The 13,897-nt window shown below is 44.0% G+C and carries 7 protein-coding genes, 9 tRNA genes and 1 pseudogene; 14 read left to right on the top strand and 3 right to left on the bottom strand.

Annotation, left to right across the window (positions count from 1 at the left end):
• Positions 1 to 24: 24 nt before the first annotated feature.
• Positions 25 to 1,173: a family 16 glycosylhydrolase gene (locus L4D78_RS08465; protein ID WP_428466499.1), complete on the bottom strand. Its 1,149-nt coding sequence runs from the start codon at positions 1,171 to 1,173 to the stop codon at positions 25 to 27.
• 258 nt (positions 1,174 to 1,431) lie between these two features.
• Between L4D78_RS08465 and L4D78_RS08460 the strand changes: the two genes are divergently transcribed.
• The 4 genes from L4D78_RS08460 (at position 1,432) to L4D78_RS08445 (ending at position 1,853) form a co-directional block, all read left to right on the top strand.
• A tRNA-Cys gene (locus L4D78_RS08460) sits at positions 1,432 to 1,505 on the top strand.
• Between the two features lie 21 nt (positions 1,506 to 1,526).
• Positions 1,527 to 1,602: transfer RNA gene (locus L4D78_RS08455), tRNA-Gly, on the top strand.
• Between the two features lie 81 nt (positions 1,603 to 1,683).
• A tRNA-Leu gene (locus L4D78_RS08450) sits at positions 1,684 to 1,770 on the top strand.
• Between the two features lie 9 nt (positions 1,771 to 1,779).
• Positions 1,780 to 1,853: transfer RNA gene (locus tag L4D78_RS08445), tRNA-Cys, on the top strand.
• Positions 1,854 to 1,913: 60 nt separating this feature from the next.
• Here L4D78_RS08445 and L4D78_RS08440 read toward each other — a convergent pair.
• A complete protein-coding gene (locus L4D78_RS08440; protein ID WP_428466498.1) occupies positions 1,914 to 2,936 on the bottom strand; it encodes a PTS sugar transporter subunit IIC in 1,023 nt (340 codons plus the stop codon).
• 1,020 nt (positions 2,937 to 3,956) lie between these two features.
• Between L4D78_RS08440 and L4D78_RS08435 the strand changes: the two genes are divergently transcribed.
• The 10 genes and pseudogenes from L4D78_RS08435 (at position 3,957) to L4D78_RS08390 (ending at position 11,947) form a co-directional block, all read left to right on the top strand.
• Entirely contained in the window at positions 3,957 to 6,848 is a 2,892-nt protein-coding gene (locus L4D78_RS08435; protein ID WP_428466497.1) for a pyridoxal phosphate-dependent class III aminotransferase, read from the top strand.
• Between the two features lie 80 nt (positions 6,849 to 6,928).
• On the top strand, positions 6,929 to 8,173 hold the full coding sequence (locus tag L4D78_RS08430; RefSeq protein WP_428466496.1) for a carboxynorspermidine synthase: 1,245 nt from the start codon (positions 6,929 to 6,931) through the stop codon (positions 8,171 to 8,173).
• Between the two features lie 341 nt (positions 8,174 to 8,514).
• Positions 8,515 to 9,654: a carboxynorspermidine decarboxylase gene (gene nspC / locus L4D78_RS08425; protein ID WP_428466495.1), complete on the top strand. Its 1,140-nt coding sequence runs from the start codon at positions 8,515 to 8,517 to the stop codon at positions 9,652 to 9,654.
• A 218-nt stretch (positions 9,655 to 9,872) separates the two neighbouring features.
• Positions 9,873 to 10,814, top strand: a complete 942-nt coding sequence (locus tag L4D78_RS08420; protein WP_428466494.1) for an MBL fold metallo-hydrolase — start codon at positions 9,873 to 9,875, stop codon at positions 10,812 to 10,814.
• 17 nt (positions 10,815 to 10,831) lie between these two features.
• Positions 10,832 to 11,164, top strand: a pseudogene (locus L4D78_RS08415) (carboxynorspermidine decarboxylase); the annotation flags it as partial.
• Between the two features lie 189 nt (positions 11,165 to 11,353).
• Positions 11,354 to 11,427: transfer RNA gene (locus L4D78_RS08410), tRNA-Cys, on the top strand.
• Positions 11,428 to 11,448: 21 nt separating this feature from the next.
• Positions 11,449 to 11,524, top strand: a tRNA-Gly gene (locus tag L4D78_RS08405).
• 81 nt (positions 11,525 to 11,605) lie between these two features.
• A tRNA-Leu gene (locus L4D78_RS08400) sits at positions 11,606 to 11,692 on the top strand.
• A gap of 9 nt (positions 11,693 to 11,701) precedes the next feature.
• Positions 11,702 to 11,775, top strand: a tRNA-Cys gene (locus tag L4D78_RS08395).
• 85 nt (positions 11,776 to 11,860) lie between these two features.
• A tRNA-Leu gene (locus L4D78_RS08390) sits at positions 11,861 to 11,947 on the top strand.
• A gap of 138 nt (positions 11,948 to 12,085) precedes the next feature.
• On the opposite strand, the gene L4D78_RS08385 is transcribed toward L4D78_RS08390, so the two are convergent.
• Positions 12,086 to 13,795, bottom strand: a complete 1,710-nt coding sequence (locus L4D78_RS08385) for a pyridoxal phosphate-dependent decarboxylase family protein (protein ID WP_428466493.1) — start codon at positions 13,793 to 13,795, stop codon at positions 12,086 to 12,088.
• Between the last annotated feature and the right edge of the window lie 102 nt (positions 13,796 to 13,897).

Below are 13,897 nucleotides of genomic sequence, written 5' to 3'. Positions count from 1 at the left end.
GCTTGATAGCCGCTTTTTTTATACCTACGGGATGGATATGCTACTGCATACAGTTTCCCCGTTGTCGGGCTGCCATGTGTAACCACTTTTTAGTAAGTCAGTTATACAAAATTGATAAGAGCCCGATGCCGCACGGCTTCGACGGGAATAAAAAAGCGCATCTCCATTTAGGTCTGTTATTTTCTCTTGATCACCATCGTTCACAAGGCCTGACCATGCTCCTAGAACAGTAACACCTTCAACAATCTCACCATTATTGTTGGTTATATGAACAGTCGCATTGGCTTGCGTCGATTTATTATTTAACGACATCGATAGGCTGTGAACTTGAATATCCTGCCCATTTGCTGGTGGGCTTACAGAGCTGAACTCACAATCGCTTCCTGCATTAAAAGAAACGTTTTTAAATTGACCAACGATAGGCAGCATTGGGTAAGTGAAACTACCAGCCCAGCCTGCGGCACTATTATCAACAGGCCAGAGGTTAAGCATTATTTTGTGGGCTGCGTCATCTGTTGACGGGGTAGGGTCATTGGCAGAGTTCAATACGGTATAAACAAGGTTATTATTGATATACCAACGAATGCCTTCTTCTGTCCACTTAAAGGCATAGTGATTAAACGACTCTGAGGCATCAAACCCGAGTTCATAAATTGATTCATGGCCATTGATGTATTGGTCATCATTTGTCCAAAAATTGAATTGAACAATATTTGTATTATTTCCGAGAAACTCTATATCAATTTCATTATGTTGCCCATTACCACCAGCTGAACGATCGAAAGGCCCCGCAAAAGTGAAAAAAGCGGTAACAACACCGCTGACGGCGGATGGTTTTATTTCAGCCTCATAACAACCGTAGCCATAAAATTGAGATGTTCTGAGTTCCCCAGATGTATAGTCGTAGCCTAAAGACGGAATGTCAGACAGGGTAATTGCTAAGCCGTCTCCTGAAAATGTTAACGCATTTGCTGACCATGCATTTAGGAATGGAGAACCGTTAGCCCATCCATCTGCGGCTTGCCAACGTTCAGTATCAAAAGAGCTTAATGTATCGTCAAAGCTAGTGTTTGCGTCTTCGGTCTTACCCTTACCCTTGCCGTCGGGTGGGGCGGTGTAACATAAACACGGGAATGTCATCAGAAGTACAGCAGCAATCTTCATATGGTGCATATGTAGCCTCAGCGCTTTGTTTAGTTCCATCGAGGCATAATATAGGTGAACAAATTGGTCGCAGAGTTAGGAACAGTATTAAGATTGATAATCGAGGTAGGGTAAGGTGTTTGGAATCTATACGCTTGGTTGGTATTTTACCTCTGTTGGTTGAAAATAAAGCGAACGATTTTGTTTTCTTCACTTTCCGCGTGACAGCCTACAATGGTTGTGTAGAATGGCTGCCATACCAACGAGGGGACACCCTTGAAAGGTTACGGCGCGTTGGCAGAGTGGCTATGCAGCGGATTGCAAATCCGTGGACCTCGGTTCGACTCCGGGACGCGCCTCCATTCTCTTATTGAGAATATAAAGCGACACTAGCTCAGTTGGTAGAGCGCAACCTTGCCAAGGTTGAGGTCATCGGTTCGAACCCGATGTGTCGCTCCAAATTAAAATCTCATTGCTCATGTGGCAGTAAGATACAGATGGTGTTTAACTTTTCAGTTAGCGCATCGCGAGAAATTGCGTGCCCTGGTGGTGGAATTGGTAGACACAAGGGATTTAAAATCCCTCGACGTTCGCGTTGTGCCGGTTCAAGTCCGGCCCGGGGCACCATCTATTAAAGGCGCGTTGGCAGAGTGGCTATGCAGCGGATTGCAAATCCGTGTACCTCGGTTCGACTCCGGGACGCGCCTCCATATATAAGAAAGCCCGATACGAAAGTATCGGGCTTTTTTGAATTTTATCTAGAACGAATATTAGCCATTTGCAAATTGTTGTAGTGGTACCCTTTTGGCCAATAGGCTGCTATAGATACGGCTCCCGATTACACCACCTATTAACCCTGCTATTGCCGCGGCACAAACAGCAATGAACAGTGTTTGTGGCTCATTGAAGGCAATAGAGGCCAGTAACCCTGGTATAGGGGCTGCACTGCCTGGCGCATCATTAACAATGCCGAAATAGGCGGCAATTGTGCCCGCTAATGCACCACCGATAAAGTTAGACATAAAGATAGGCACAGGGTTTCGAGTAACAATGTGGGCTTGGGTTAAAGGTTCAAGCATGACACTGATCGTATTGCTGGATTTGCCCAGTTTTAATGTGTGGAATATATAACCGTTAGTAAAAGAGCCACCGACACATGCAATGGCCGCTATCCCCATCGGCAGGCCTGTGAGCCCTAGCATGGCTGTCAATGCCATTGAACTTAGTGGTGAAGTGCAAACCATCTTAATTAAGCCACCTAACAAAAAGCCCATCGCAAGTGGTGATAGCAGTGTTGCCTCTGTGATCATGCTTGCGAGCGTGCCCATTAATAAATCAAGCCCTGGGCTGATGAAAATACCCAGTAGCCTTGCTAGTGGGGCCAAGGTGAGTACGCCTAAAATGACGTCAACGCCTTCAGGTAGGTATTTTTTGAAAAGTGGGGCAGCAAACGAGAATAGGTAGCCTACAATAAAGCCTTCTAGAATGCCCAGATTCGCCATTGCTAAGCCAGTTACGATTGCAAATACGGGCTGAACACCCACACGCAGCATGACCAATGTTGCGGCCGCAACCCCGCCCATACCACCAACCATATTGCCAAATTCGGCAAGGTAAGTGATCCCTAAAAGGTTACCCATAACATATTTATGAATTGCTTCAACCAAAAAAGTCGCAATAGCGGCATCCGCGAGCCCACTCATGGCAGCACTACCATTTGGGGCTTTAAAGCTGAATAAAGAAAATAAGCATAATGCTGCAATCAATGCAGCAATTCCCAGAATAATTTCCATATTAATTCCTTGCTAATAAAAACAATGTAATAACAGGTGCTAATAAAGGTTAACCGCCAGGATCAGGGGTAGATAAGAGGTTATATATACTAATAGGGTGGGAGAGGGTATTGCTTAGCAGACCGCAAGCAAGTAGATATCCTCAGGGTTGCGTATTAATGTTCGAGCGAAATTGCGCAAAATTAACGTATAACGATGTCATAACTAAATCATCCCGTTAAGCAAACAATTATTACGGTAGCATAATAACTCAGGCTGAATTTTGAACTACTTCATGTTGTTTTGCTTATGGAAGGCTTTGTGGTTAATCAATCTAATTATTCAACCAGTTTCAATGTCAAATCTTGGCGTTGAATAGAGTTGTAACATTTGTAAATAACACTTGGCATGCACATTCTCAATGTGTTAGTTTTCGAACCAATCTCAGACTTGAATGATCTGAGGCATAGGTACTGTGTTGTATTCAGGCTGATTGCCGCATAGTACGCCGTAGGTACTAACAATATGATTCTTGAACCAAGAACATATTTTAGTAGAAGGGCATTAATGCGCTGTCCTGCAAAATGAGCAGGGGCATATTGAAGGAACCCAACGTGAAAGCGATGACATTATCTATATCTATTAAAATCAGCTCTGTCTTACCCAATTACAGTATTATTACTGAGCCTTGATCTTCCTGATCACAAAGAATATGAATTCCAATGTACTGAAATGATAGCAGTTATCGATTTTTGACATTTAAATTATGTCTTTAAAAGTGTTTGCTCGTTATCCGTTCGTAGATTGAACTTTATGCTGTGAGCCACAATCGTATGATGGAACAGCATTATTCCCTGTATTGCATGTAAACGTTGCATTTATATCACAATGAGTTTTATGTAAAACATCTACTTTCAGATGCTTAGCCTCTGCTTAATAGCGTCTGGAATGGTGAGTATTGAGAAATATCACCGATAAGATGATGTTTATTTATGTGAAAATCATTGATAGATATGTGCAACATGATGAAACGGAAAAATCATGAGCAACGTATTAAACCTTGATGAATTGAAGCTGGCCTCGAATGTGCCTGTCGTCCATGGGATCTACGATTTAACACCAGATGAGTTACTTCTTAGTCAAGAGCACTATGAATCAGAAGTGCGTTCATATCCGCGTCGATTACCATTAGCGATTGCTAAAGCATCGGGCGTTTTAGTTGAAGATACGCGTGGTCAGTTGTTTTTAGACTGCTTGGCCGGTGCGGGTACTTTGGCTATGGGGTATAACCACCCTGAAATCAATCAAGCGATCATCGATCAGTTACAGGCGGGTCTTCCTTATCAAACGCTTGATATGACGACACCTGCAAAAGATAAATTCATTAAAGAAGTGATTGGTTTTCTACCCGATTATTTCTCGAAAGATGCGTGCATTCAATTTTGTGGCCCGTCAGGTGCCGATGCGGTAGAAGCGGCCATCAAACTGGCTAAGCAGACGACAGGTCGTAACACCATGGCTGCATTCCATGGTGCATACCATGGCATGACAAATGGCACGATGGCGATGATGGGCAACCTGAACACCAAAGCACGTCGTCAGGGTTTGATGTCAGATGTACACTTTTTACCTTTCCCATACAGTTTACGTTGTCCGTTTGGCATGCATGGCGATGAAGGGGCTAAACAAAGCCTTCGCTATATTGAACGCATGCTATGTGATGATGAAAGTGGTGTACAAAAGCCAGCAGCGATCATTGTTGAACCTGTTCAAGGTGAAGGGGGGGTGATCCCTGCACCAGCGTTCTGGTTGCAAGAGTTACGTCGAATCACCAAAGAGCACGGTATTTTACTGATCTTTGATGAAATTCAATGTGGTATTGGTAAAACGGGTTATAACTTCGCCTTTGAAGAGGCCGGTGTCGCACCGGATATCCTGTGTTTGTCTAAAGCTGTCGGCGGTGGTCTGCCGATGTCGATTTTGATTTTTAATAAATCAATTGATACATGGAATCCGGGTGAACACACAGGCACATTCCGTGGTAACCAGTTAGCTATGGCGACGGGTGCAAAAGCACTTGAAATTATTCGCCGTGATAACTTAGTGGAGCACGCACAGAAAGCTGGCCAGTATTTCCGTGAAGGGTTAGAACGTATTGCACAGTACACTAGCTGCATTGCAGAAGTACGTGGTAAAGGCCTAATGCTTGGCATGGAAATAGTTAAAGCAGATGGCGCTAAGAATAAATTTGGTGAGCCAGAAGCCGATCCAGAGCTAACAATCGCTATTCAGCGTGCAGCACTAGAGCGTGGATTGATTATTGAGAAAGGCGGCCGACAAGGTTCGGTATTGCGCTTCCTTCCTCCGCTGATTATTAGTTATGAGCAGATTGACTTTGCACTAGAGGCATTAAGTCAAGCCGTCCTTGCTACGGCAGGTCCTGCAACCGTGAATGACATTCACGTTGAGAGTAATGATTGGCATCAACACTTTATTCAAACGGGTAAGGGTGGTTCAGATGCGTTTGAATCGGCTTTAAACCAAACAACTCAAGCATTAAAATCAGTATTTGAAAATACCGATACCCCATACTCAGGTATCGAACCACAAGTATTGAAGTCAATGATTAACAATATTGACTTAGACAACTCACAGATGCCTTTGGATCTCGTGATTGAGCAAGTGGGTGAAGTGATCGCCAAAAACTCAATCATGGTACAGCACCCACATTGTATCGCGCACCTTCACACGCCGCCGTTACTGCCAGCGATTGCTGCTGAAGCATTCATTGCTGCATTAAATCAGTCAATGGATTCTTGGGATCAGGCGAGCGCTGCAACGTTTGTTGAGCAGAAGGTTGTCGACTGGCTTTGCGGGCTTTATCAGCTTGGTAATGCGGCTGATGGTGTATTCACCAGCGGGGGAACGCAAAGTAACCTGATGGGCCTCTTACTTGCTCGTGATTGGGCGGCAGACACCATCTCTGGTCACAGTATCCAACAACTAGGCTTGCCTGAGTATGCTGCAAAAATGCGTATTCTGTGCTCTAAAAAATCACACTTTACGGTTCAAAAGTCGGCTTCTCTAATGGGGCTGGGTGAGCAAGCTGTTGTTTGTGTTGATACCAATCCTGATGGCACTATTAAATTAGCGTCTTTGGTCAAAACCGTTGAAACCCTAAAACAAGATGGCTTATTGCCGTTTGCGTTAGTCGGTACTGCAGGTACGACCGATCACGGTGCTATCGATGATATAGCGGGTATGGCCGATATCGCACAGCAGCATAACCTATGGTTGCATGTCGATGGCGCATACGGTGGCGCACTTATCTTAAGTCGTCACAAGTCTCGATTGAATGGCATCGAACTGGCTGATTCAGTCAGTGTTGATTTTCATAAAATGTTCTATCAGCCGATCAGCTGCGGTGCTGTTTTGGTTAAAGATAAAGAGCATTTTAAATACCTACTGCACCATGCAGATTACTTAAATCGTGAAGATGATGTACTGCCGAACTTGGTGGACAAATCGATTGCAACAACCAAGCGTTTTGATGCATTAAAAGTGCTGATGACTATGCAATGTGTTGGCCCTAAAGCACTAGGGGCAATGTATGATCACTTGTTGAATCAAACGCAGCAGGTTGCTGATCTTATAAATACATCAGCAGAGTTTGAATTGTTGGCCGATCCGGCATTGTCGACGGTGCTATTCCGCTACATTGGTCTTCAGCAAGAAGCGAATATCGACCAGTTAAATAAACAACTACGCATTGATGCACTCGTGCAAGGGAAAGCAGTATTGGGTGAAACGGTGGTAGACGGTAAGGTTGCACTGAAATTTACCATTTTGAACCCTTGTCTGACGATGTCAGATTTTGAATCATTACTGAAAGAAATTAATAACGTTGCAGCTCAAATCGAGCAAGTAGCTTAAAAATGAACTGAGCCAAGTCGCCATCGATGAATTTGGCGTCTTGGTTTATTGATAGATTTTACAAACGGAAAATAGATACTATGGCAATTCTACAGATTGGTGCTGGTGGTGTTGGTTGGGTTGTTGCGCATAAAGCAGCTCAAAATAATGAAGTATTAGGTGATATTACGATTGCCTCTCGCACACTTTCAAAGTGTGACAAAATTATCAACTCCATCAAGGGTAAGAATAACCTTAAAGACCCATCGAAGAAGCTTGAATCTCGTGCTGTTGATGCAGATGATGTTGATGCATTAGTGGCATTGATTGAAGATGTAAAACCTGATCTTGTGATCAATGCTGGTCCTCCATGGGTAAACATGACCATCATGGAAGCGTGTCTTCAGGCTAAAGTATCTTACCTAGATACATCTGTTGCTGTTGACCTTTGTTCAGAAGGTCAGCAAGTACCACAAGCTTACGATTGGCAATGGGCTTACCGTGAGAAATTCGCTGAAGCGGGTATTACTGGTATTCTAGGTGCTGGTTTCGATCCGGGCGTGGTAAGTGTATTTGCTGCATACGCTGTGAAGCATTTGTTCGATGAAATCGACACCATTGATGTTATGGATGTGAACGCAGGTGATCACGGTAAGAAGTTCGCAACTAACTTTGACCCAGAAACAAACATGCTAGAAATCCAAGGTGACTCGTTCTACTGGGAAAACGAAGAGTGGAAACAAGTACCTTGTCACTCACGTATGCTTGAGTTTGATTTCCCTAATTGTGGTTCTCATAAAGTTTACTCAATGGCGCACGATGAAGTTCGCTCAATGAAAGAGTTTATTCCTGCTAAGCGCATCGAATTCTGGATGGGCTTTGGTGATGCTTACCTAAACTACTTCAACTGCATGCGTGATATCGGCCTATTGAGCCCAGATCCACTCACATTGCACGACGGTACTGTTGTTCAACCGCTACATGTACTAAAAGCATTGCTGCCTGACCCTACATCACTGGCGCCGGGTTACACTGGCTTAACGTGTATCGGTACTTGGGTGCAAGGTAAGAAAGACGGTAAAGAACGCAGCGTGTTCATCTACAACAATGCCGACCACGAAGTAGCTTACAAAGATGTAGAGCACCAAGCGATTTCTTACACGACGGGTGTACCGGCGATCACGGCAGCATTACAATACTTCCGTGGTAAGTGGGCAGAAGCTGGTGTGTTCAATATGGAACAGCTAGACCCAGATCCGTTCCTAGAAACAATGCCTGAGATTGGTCTTGATTGGCATGTTCAGGAATTAGAAGTCGGTCAGCCTGACATCAAAATCCTGAAATAATTCTGGTTATTTGAGGCAATAGCGGTGTCAATCGTGCTCATTTACGTTCGTAAACTCCGCGCGATTTCCTTGCTCTTGTCTCAAATTCCTACGAATTATAATCAAAAAATATAAATAGGCGGTTTATGTTTACTGCCTTATTTACAAAGTAATATCAGAAGGGAGCAGTTATTGCTCCCTTCTTGGTGAGACTCTTAATTCGGTTGTTCTGTCGATCGGAATGAGGGACTGTTGAGAGTCGATATTTTCCTGTTTTGTCCTGTCTGAACGCAGTGAGTTACAAAATAGGGAAATATTGAATCCAACATCCTTACAGACACAACTTGAGTGTGTGAGAAAAAATGACATTTAAGAAAGAAGAATTAAAAACCCCTTACTTCATGATCAATGAAGATAAGCTGATTGCTAACTTGGAAAAAGCCAAGCTGCTCAAAGAGCTTTCAGGTGTAAAACTGGTATTGGCCCTGAAGTGTTTCTCGACTTGGGGTGTGTTTGACATCATTAAGCCTTATCTAGATGGCACCACAAGCAGTGGCCCAAATGAAGTCAAGCTTGGCTACGAAACCTTCGGGGGCGAAACACATGCCTACAGCGTGGGTTACAGTGCCGATGACGTAAAAGAAGTGGCTGATATCTGTGATAAGTTAATTTTTAACTCTCAAACCCAGTTAGCCGCTCATCGTCATCTTGTTGAAGGTAAATCATCAATTGGTTTACGTTTAAACCCAGGAGTTAGCTATGCAGGGCAAGATCTAGCAAACCCTGCACGTCAGTTTTCCCGACTTGGGGTACAAGCTGATCATATTAACCCTGAAGTATTCGATTCAATCAACGGCGTTATGTTCCACATGAACTGTGAGAATAAAGATGTTGATGCATTCACAGGCTTGCTAGATTCGATTTCAGAAACGTTTGGCGAGTATTTAAATAAGTTAGACTGGGTGAGCTTAGGCGGCGGTGTATTCTTCACATGGCCGGGTTATGACATTGAAAAACTAGCGGCTGCCCTGAAAGCGTTTTCACAAAAACATGGCGTACAGCTTTACCTTGAACCGGGTGAAGCAATCATCACGAAAACGACAGATTTAGTGGTGACTGTTGTTGATGTGGTAGAAAACGGTATGAAAACCGCCATTGTTGATTCAGCGACTGAAGCACACCGACTAGATACGCTAATTTACAATGAACCAGCATCAATAGCAGAAGCTGCAGATAACGGTGAACATGAGTACATTATTGGTTCGTGCTCTTGTCTTGCTGGAGACCAATTCTGTGTCACTCAGTTTGCACAGCCATTGGAAATCGGCCAGCGTCTGCATATTTTAGACAGTGCAGGCTATACCATGGTGAAGCTGAACTGGTTTAATGGCCTGAAAATGCCATCGATTTATTGTGAACGTAGTACGGGTGAAGTCCAACGCTTAAATGAGTTTGGCTACGACGATTTCAAGCGTTCGCTGTCACAGTGGTCGGTCCACTAAATTTAAAATCAATTTCGTTTACAGCTTTATATAGTGCCAGCATTTTTTCATGTGCTGGCATTTTTTTTTGCTTATTTTGATTTAAGTGCGATTTAAATCTGTAATTTGCTCGAAACTAATTAATATATTAATTAAATCTGATTGCCTGTTGTAATGTTAAATTTTTGTAAATATAGTAGTTAATATATTAACTACTATGATATCAAAGAGGAATTTACGTGAAAACACTACTCATCTCATTAGCTTTCATTATCGGCTTGGCTTCGGTACCAGCTGTCGCCCGAGAGGAAGCGGCACCAACGGTAAAGTTGATCACTTTGGGTACGAAAGGCGGACCGTCTTTACTAACGAGTAAGCGTTTGGCTCAGTCAAATGTACTTATGGTTGGCGAGGATGCATATTTGATAGATGCAGGCTACGGGGCTAGCTTACGTTTACTAGAGGCTGGGATTCCACTCAGGAACATCAAGGGTATTTTTCTAACCCACCTACATTCAGATCATATTTTGGATTACCCAGCATTGTTAGTAAACGCATGGTCAACGGGCCTCAAGACGCCTATTCAAGTATTCGGTCCTGAAGGCATCGAGAAAATGCATGAGGCATCATTGAGTGCATTTGAAATTGATATTGACCAGCGGATTGACTTTGAAAAACGCCCGAATCTATACAATTTGGTAACTGTTGCTGAAGCCACGGCAGGTGTCGTATTTGATAATGGGACGCTAAAGGTCAGCGCGATGGCCGTTCCACACAGCCCATTCGAGATGGGAGAGGCATTCGCCTTTAAGTTTGAGGTTGGCGGGAAAACAATCGTGTCTTCTGGTGATACTTCGTACTACCCTCCATTGGCAGAGTTTTCAAAAGGGGCAGATATCTTGTTGCATGAAGTTGTTTACCCTGAAGGCGTTGCAAGGCTTGTAAACCGTATTAATGGCTCGGGTGGCGAAGATATCGCGAAAGCAATTCTTGTTCACCATACGTCTGCTAAAGATGTTGGAAGAATCGCCCAGCTAGCCCAGCCCAAGAAGCTGGTTCTGACTCACTTGATCCCTGCTGATGATCCAAACATTACTGATCAGATATGGATTGATATGGTTAATGAAGAATACCAAGGTGAGGCTATCGTAGCTAAAGATGGTATGGAGTTTGAGCTGTAAGAAATAACACTGCATATGAGCTTAATGAGGCAATTCTTACGAAAATAACGGATTTAGTAGTGACTGTCGTTGATGAGGTGGATAACGGTGAACATGAGTACATCATTGGTTTGAGCTCTTGTCTTGCTGGAGACCAATTCTGTGTCACTCAGTTTGCACTGCCATTGGAAATCGGCCAGCGCCTGCATATTTTAGACAGTGCAGGCTATACCATGGTGAAGCTGAACTGGTTTAATGGTTTGAAGATGCCATCGATTTATTGTGAACGTAGTACGGGTGAAGTCCAACGCTTAAATGAGTTTGGCTACGACGATTTTAAGCGTTCGTTATCACAATGGTCAGTAAGCTAATACAGCGATCAAAATTCAATGAAATCAATGAGTGGTGATATGTTAGCCATTCATTGGTGTTATTTTGTGTTGATGTGATGGAAATTGACCGTTTAATATTTTTTATTGTGTTTTTCGTTGACTCGCCGCGTAAAATCAGTAAATTACACCACATACCGCAGCGGGGGAGACCTCACTGGGTGTTAAAATGGCGCGTTGGCAGAGTGGCTATGCAGCGGATTGCAAATCCGTGGACCTCGGTTCGACTCCGGGACGCGCCTCCATTCTCTTATTGAGAATATAAAGCGACACTAGCTCAGTTGGTAGAGCGCAACCTTGCCAAGGTTGAGGTCATCGGTTCGAACCCGATGTGTCGCTCCAAATTAAAATCTCATTGCTTATATAGCAGTAAGATACAGATGGTGTTTAACTTTTCAGTTAGCGCATCGCGAGAAATTGCGTGCCCTGGTGGTGGAATTGGTAGACACAAGGGATTTAAAATCCCTCGACGTTCGCGTTGTGCCGGTTCAAGTCCGGCCCGGGGCACCATCTATTAAAGGCGCGTTGGCAGAGTGGCTATGCAGCGGATTGCAAATCCGTGTACCTCGGTTCGACTCCGGGACGCGCCTCCATTCTCTTAGTGAGAATCAAAATTTGGATGTATTGCTTTTGTGATACATAAAGATGGTGTCTTATCATCGCAAGAAAGAATTGCGTGCCCTGGTGGTGGAATTGGTAGACACAAGGGATTTAAAATCCCTCGGCGTTCGCGCTGTGCCGGTTCAAGTCCGGCCCGGGGCACCATCTATATAAAAAGGCTTACCGAAAGGTAAGCCTTTTTTGCATCTGGCTTATAAACACCTTCATTAATCCAACTTATTATAAGTAAGCCGTTGATCATCGAATCGATTAGAAACGATGACCAACGACAAATGTCCTACGTTAGGATTTACGCTGAATATTCCGAATAAACTCATCGATTTGAGTGCGGCTGGTGGCCGGGTTCATGAATACGGCTTTTTCGCCAGGGATATACGAATACTTACCGTGGCGGTTGTAGGCTGAGCGAGAAATAAATTCCACCCAGTTTGTATAAAGACCGACTTTTCCGCGCTGATTAAATACCTCACGGTGCCATTGACTATTACGCTTGAGTAATTCGCCATACTCTGGATTGGTCATACAGTGTTGTTCTTTAGCAAACTCGGCATCGACATCGCTGACCCACTCAGGGTTGTACAGCTTGAACCCAACACTTGGTCCTTGATTTTCAGGCACCATGACCTTTGCGTTACCTAAGCCGAGTAGTTGCTGACGGAAGTAGTTTGCGTTTTGCAGGCAATGAGCAAGAATGATTTGGTAACCCTCAATGCCCATATACTCAAGAGCGGCGTAGGCACCAAAGACCCCCACAGCGCCACGAGAACATTCGATCGTAGACTGTAAGTGGGTTTGGCCTTGAAGATCATGTTCGAAGTACGAGAAGTTTTCTGGGTCGTTTTCCAGCGCTTTCATGTCGTCTTTGTTTTTGATCATCACCAAACTCGACGTATACGGTACATAACCCCACTTATGAAAATCAACCGTGAACGAATCAGCGTACTTCATTTCGCTGAATTTTCTGACAGTTGACTCCAAGCCTTTGAGAGTTACAGGGTTAATGTCGAGTGGATTACGTGAAAAATCATAATCAAAGAAGAACATCATTGACCAACCGACCGCTGCATCAACATGGATATGGGGTTTAACGTCTACCTGATATTCTTCACATAATTGATTACGTAGGTCATAGACTTGCTTAACGCTATCAACGGCAAACGTGTCTGTTGTACCCGTGGTCAGCATGATAGTCGGCACACGACAGTTAACGGCAAAACAAGCACGAAGTTGACGTTCAAGATCATTGATGTCCATTTCATGGCTGTCTGTCACTTTAATTCGAATCGTTTTATCGCGAATATCGATACCAAGTAGTGAAAGGTTGGTGATGTTAGAATAATGACCACCTTGAGAGTTCAGAATACGGTAATCGGGGCTTGAAGCGAGCCCATTGAATTTCGCATTAGGTAACGATTTACGAATACCGAGCAGGTAGCCGTAAAGATTACAAAAAGTACCCCCTTGAGTGAAAAGGCCGGTGCATTGCTCGGTATCATAGCCAACTTGTGTTGCGATCTGGCGAATGACTTTCTTCTCTAATTGATCCGCCATGCCCGCATATTCGCTGTAGGCTAAGTTAGGATTAGCAAGCGAGCAAAGCATTGAACCATAGATGGCAGGATCCGCAGGCATGGTGACAACGTTTTCTACCGATGATGGGTTCTCCCAATCTTTCGATAGTGCAGCCGCAAAGGCGAGAAGTTCGTCACCTTGACCGTTCGGTTGAATACGCTGCTGCGGTATCGATGATTCCGTCAAGATACGTTGGTGAAGAGCATTACCATTAGGATAAGCATTGATACGATCGCCGGGTAAGAGTCGGCTGCGACGAAATTCTGTCATAGCGGCAAAGCCGGGCTCAGCAAAGACAGGCCATTTATTTGGATCGCGGGAAAAGTAATCCGAAAAGACATCTTGGTGAAGTTTTTGGAAAGTAGGGGAAAGCAAGTTTGCGTCGTGTTCTCCGAGGAGCGACAAACAAGATACAGCCATTGATAAAACCTATAGATTGACGATAAATACGCTGAGAGCGTTAAATAAAAAGACAGGATGAATCGAAAATGAAAGATAAACGTCTTAATAAAGGCGAGACGT

The sequence above is a fragment of the Photobacterium minamisatsumaniensis genome (assembly GCF_050336695.1).
Lineage (GTDB): Bacteria > Pseudomonadota > Gammaproteobacteria > Enterobacterales > Vibrionaceae > Photobacterium > Photobacterium minamisatsumaniensis.
Note: the sequence above shows the minus strand (reverse complement) of the source record. Positions and strands in the feature narration are given on the sequence as shown.

What these genes read in the sequence shown, in the direction of transcription:
- L4D78_RS08465 (WP_428466499.1), bottom strand. Translation starts at nt 1,173, where the DNA reads ATGCACCATATGAAGATTGCTGCTGTACTTCTGATGACATTCCCGTGT.
- L4D78_RS08440 (WP_428466498.1), bottom strand. Translation starts at nt 2,936, where the DNA reads ATGGAAATTATTCTGGGAATTGCTGCATTGATTGCAGCATTATGCTTA.
- L4D78_RS08435 (WP_428466497.1), top strand. Translation starts at nt 3,957, where the DNA reads ATGAGCAACGTATTAAACCTTGATGAATTGAAGCTGGCCTCGAATGTG.
- L4D78_RS08430 (WP_428466496.1), top strand. Translation starts at nt 6,929, where the DNA reads ATGGCAATTCTACAGATTGGTGCTGGTGGTGTTGGTTGGGTTGTTGCG.
- nspC (WP_428466495.1), top strand. Translation starts at nt 8,515, where the DNA reads ATGACATTTAAGAAAGAAGAATTAAAAACCCCTTACTTCATGATCAAT.
- L4D78_RS08385 (WP_428466493.1), bottom strand. Translation starts at nt 13,795, where the DNA reads ATGGCTGTATCTTGTTTGTCGCTCCTCGGAGAACACGACGCAAACTTG.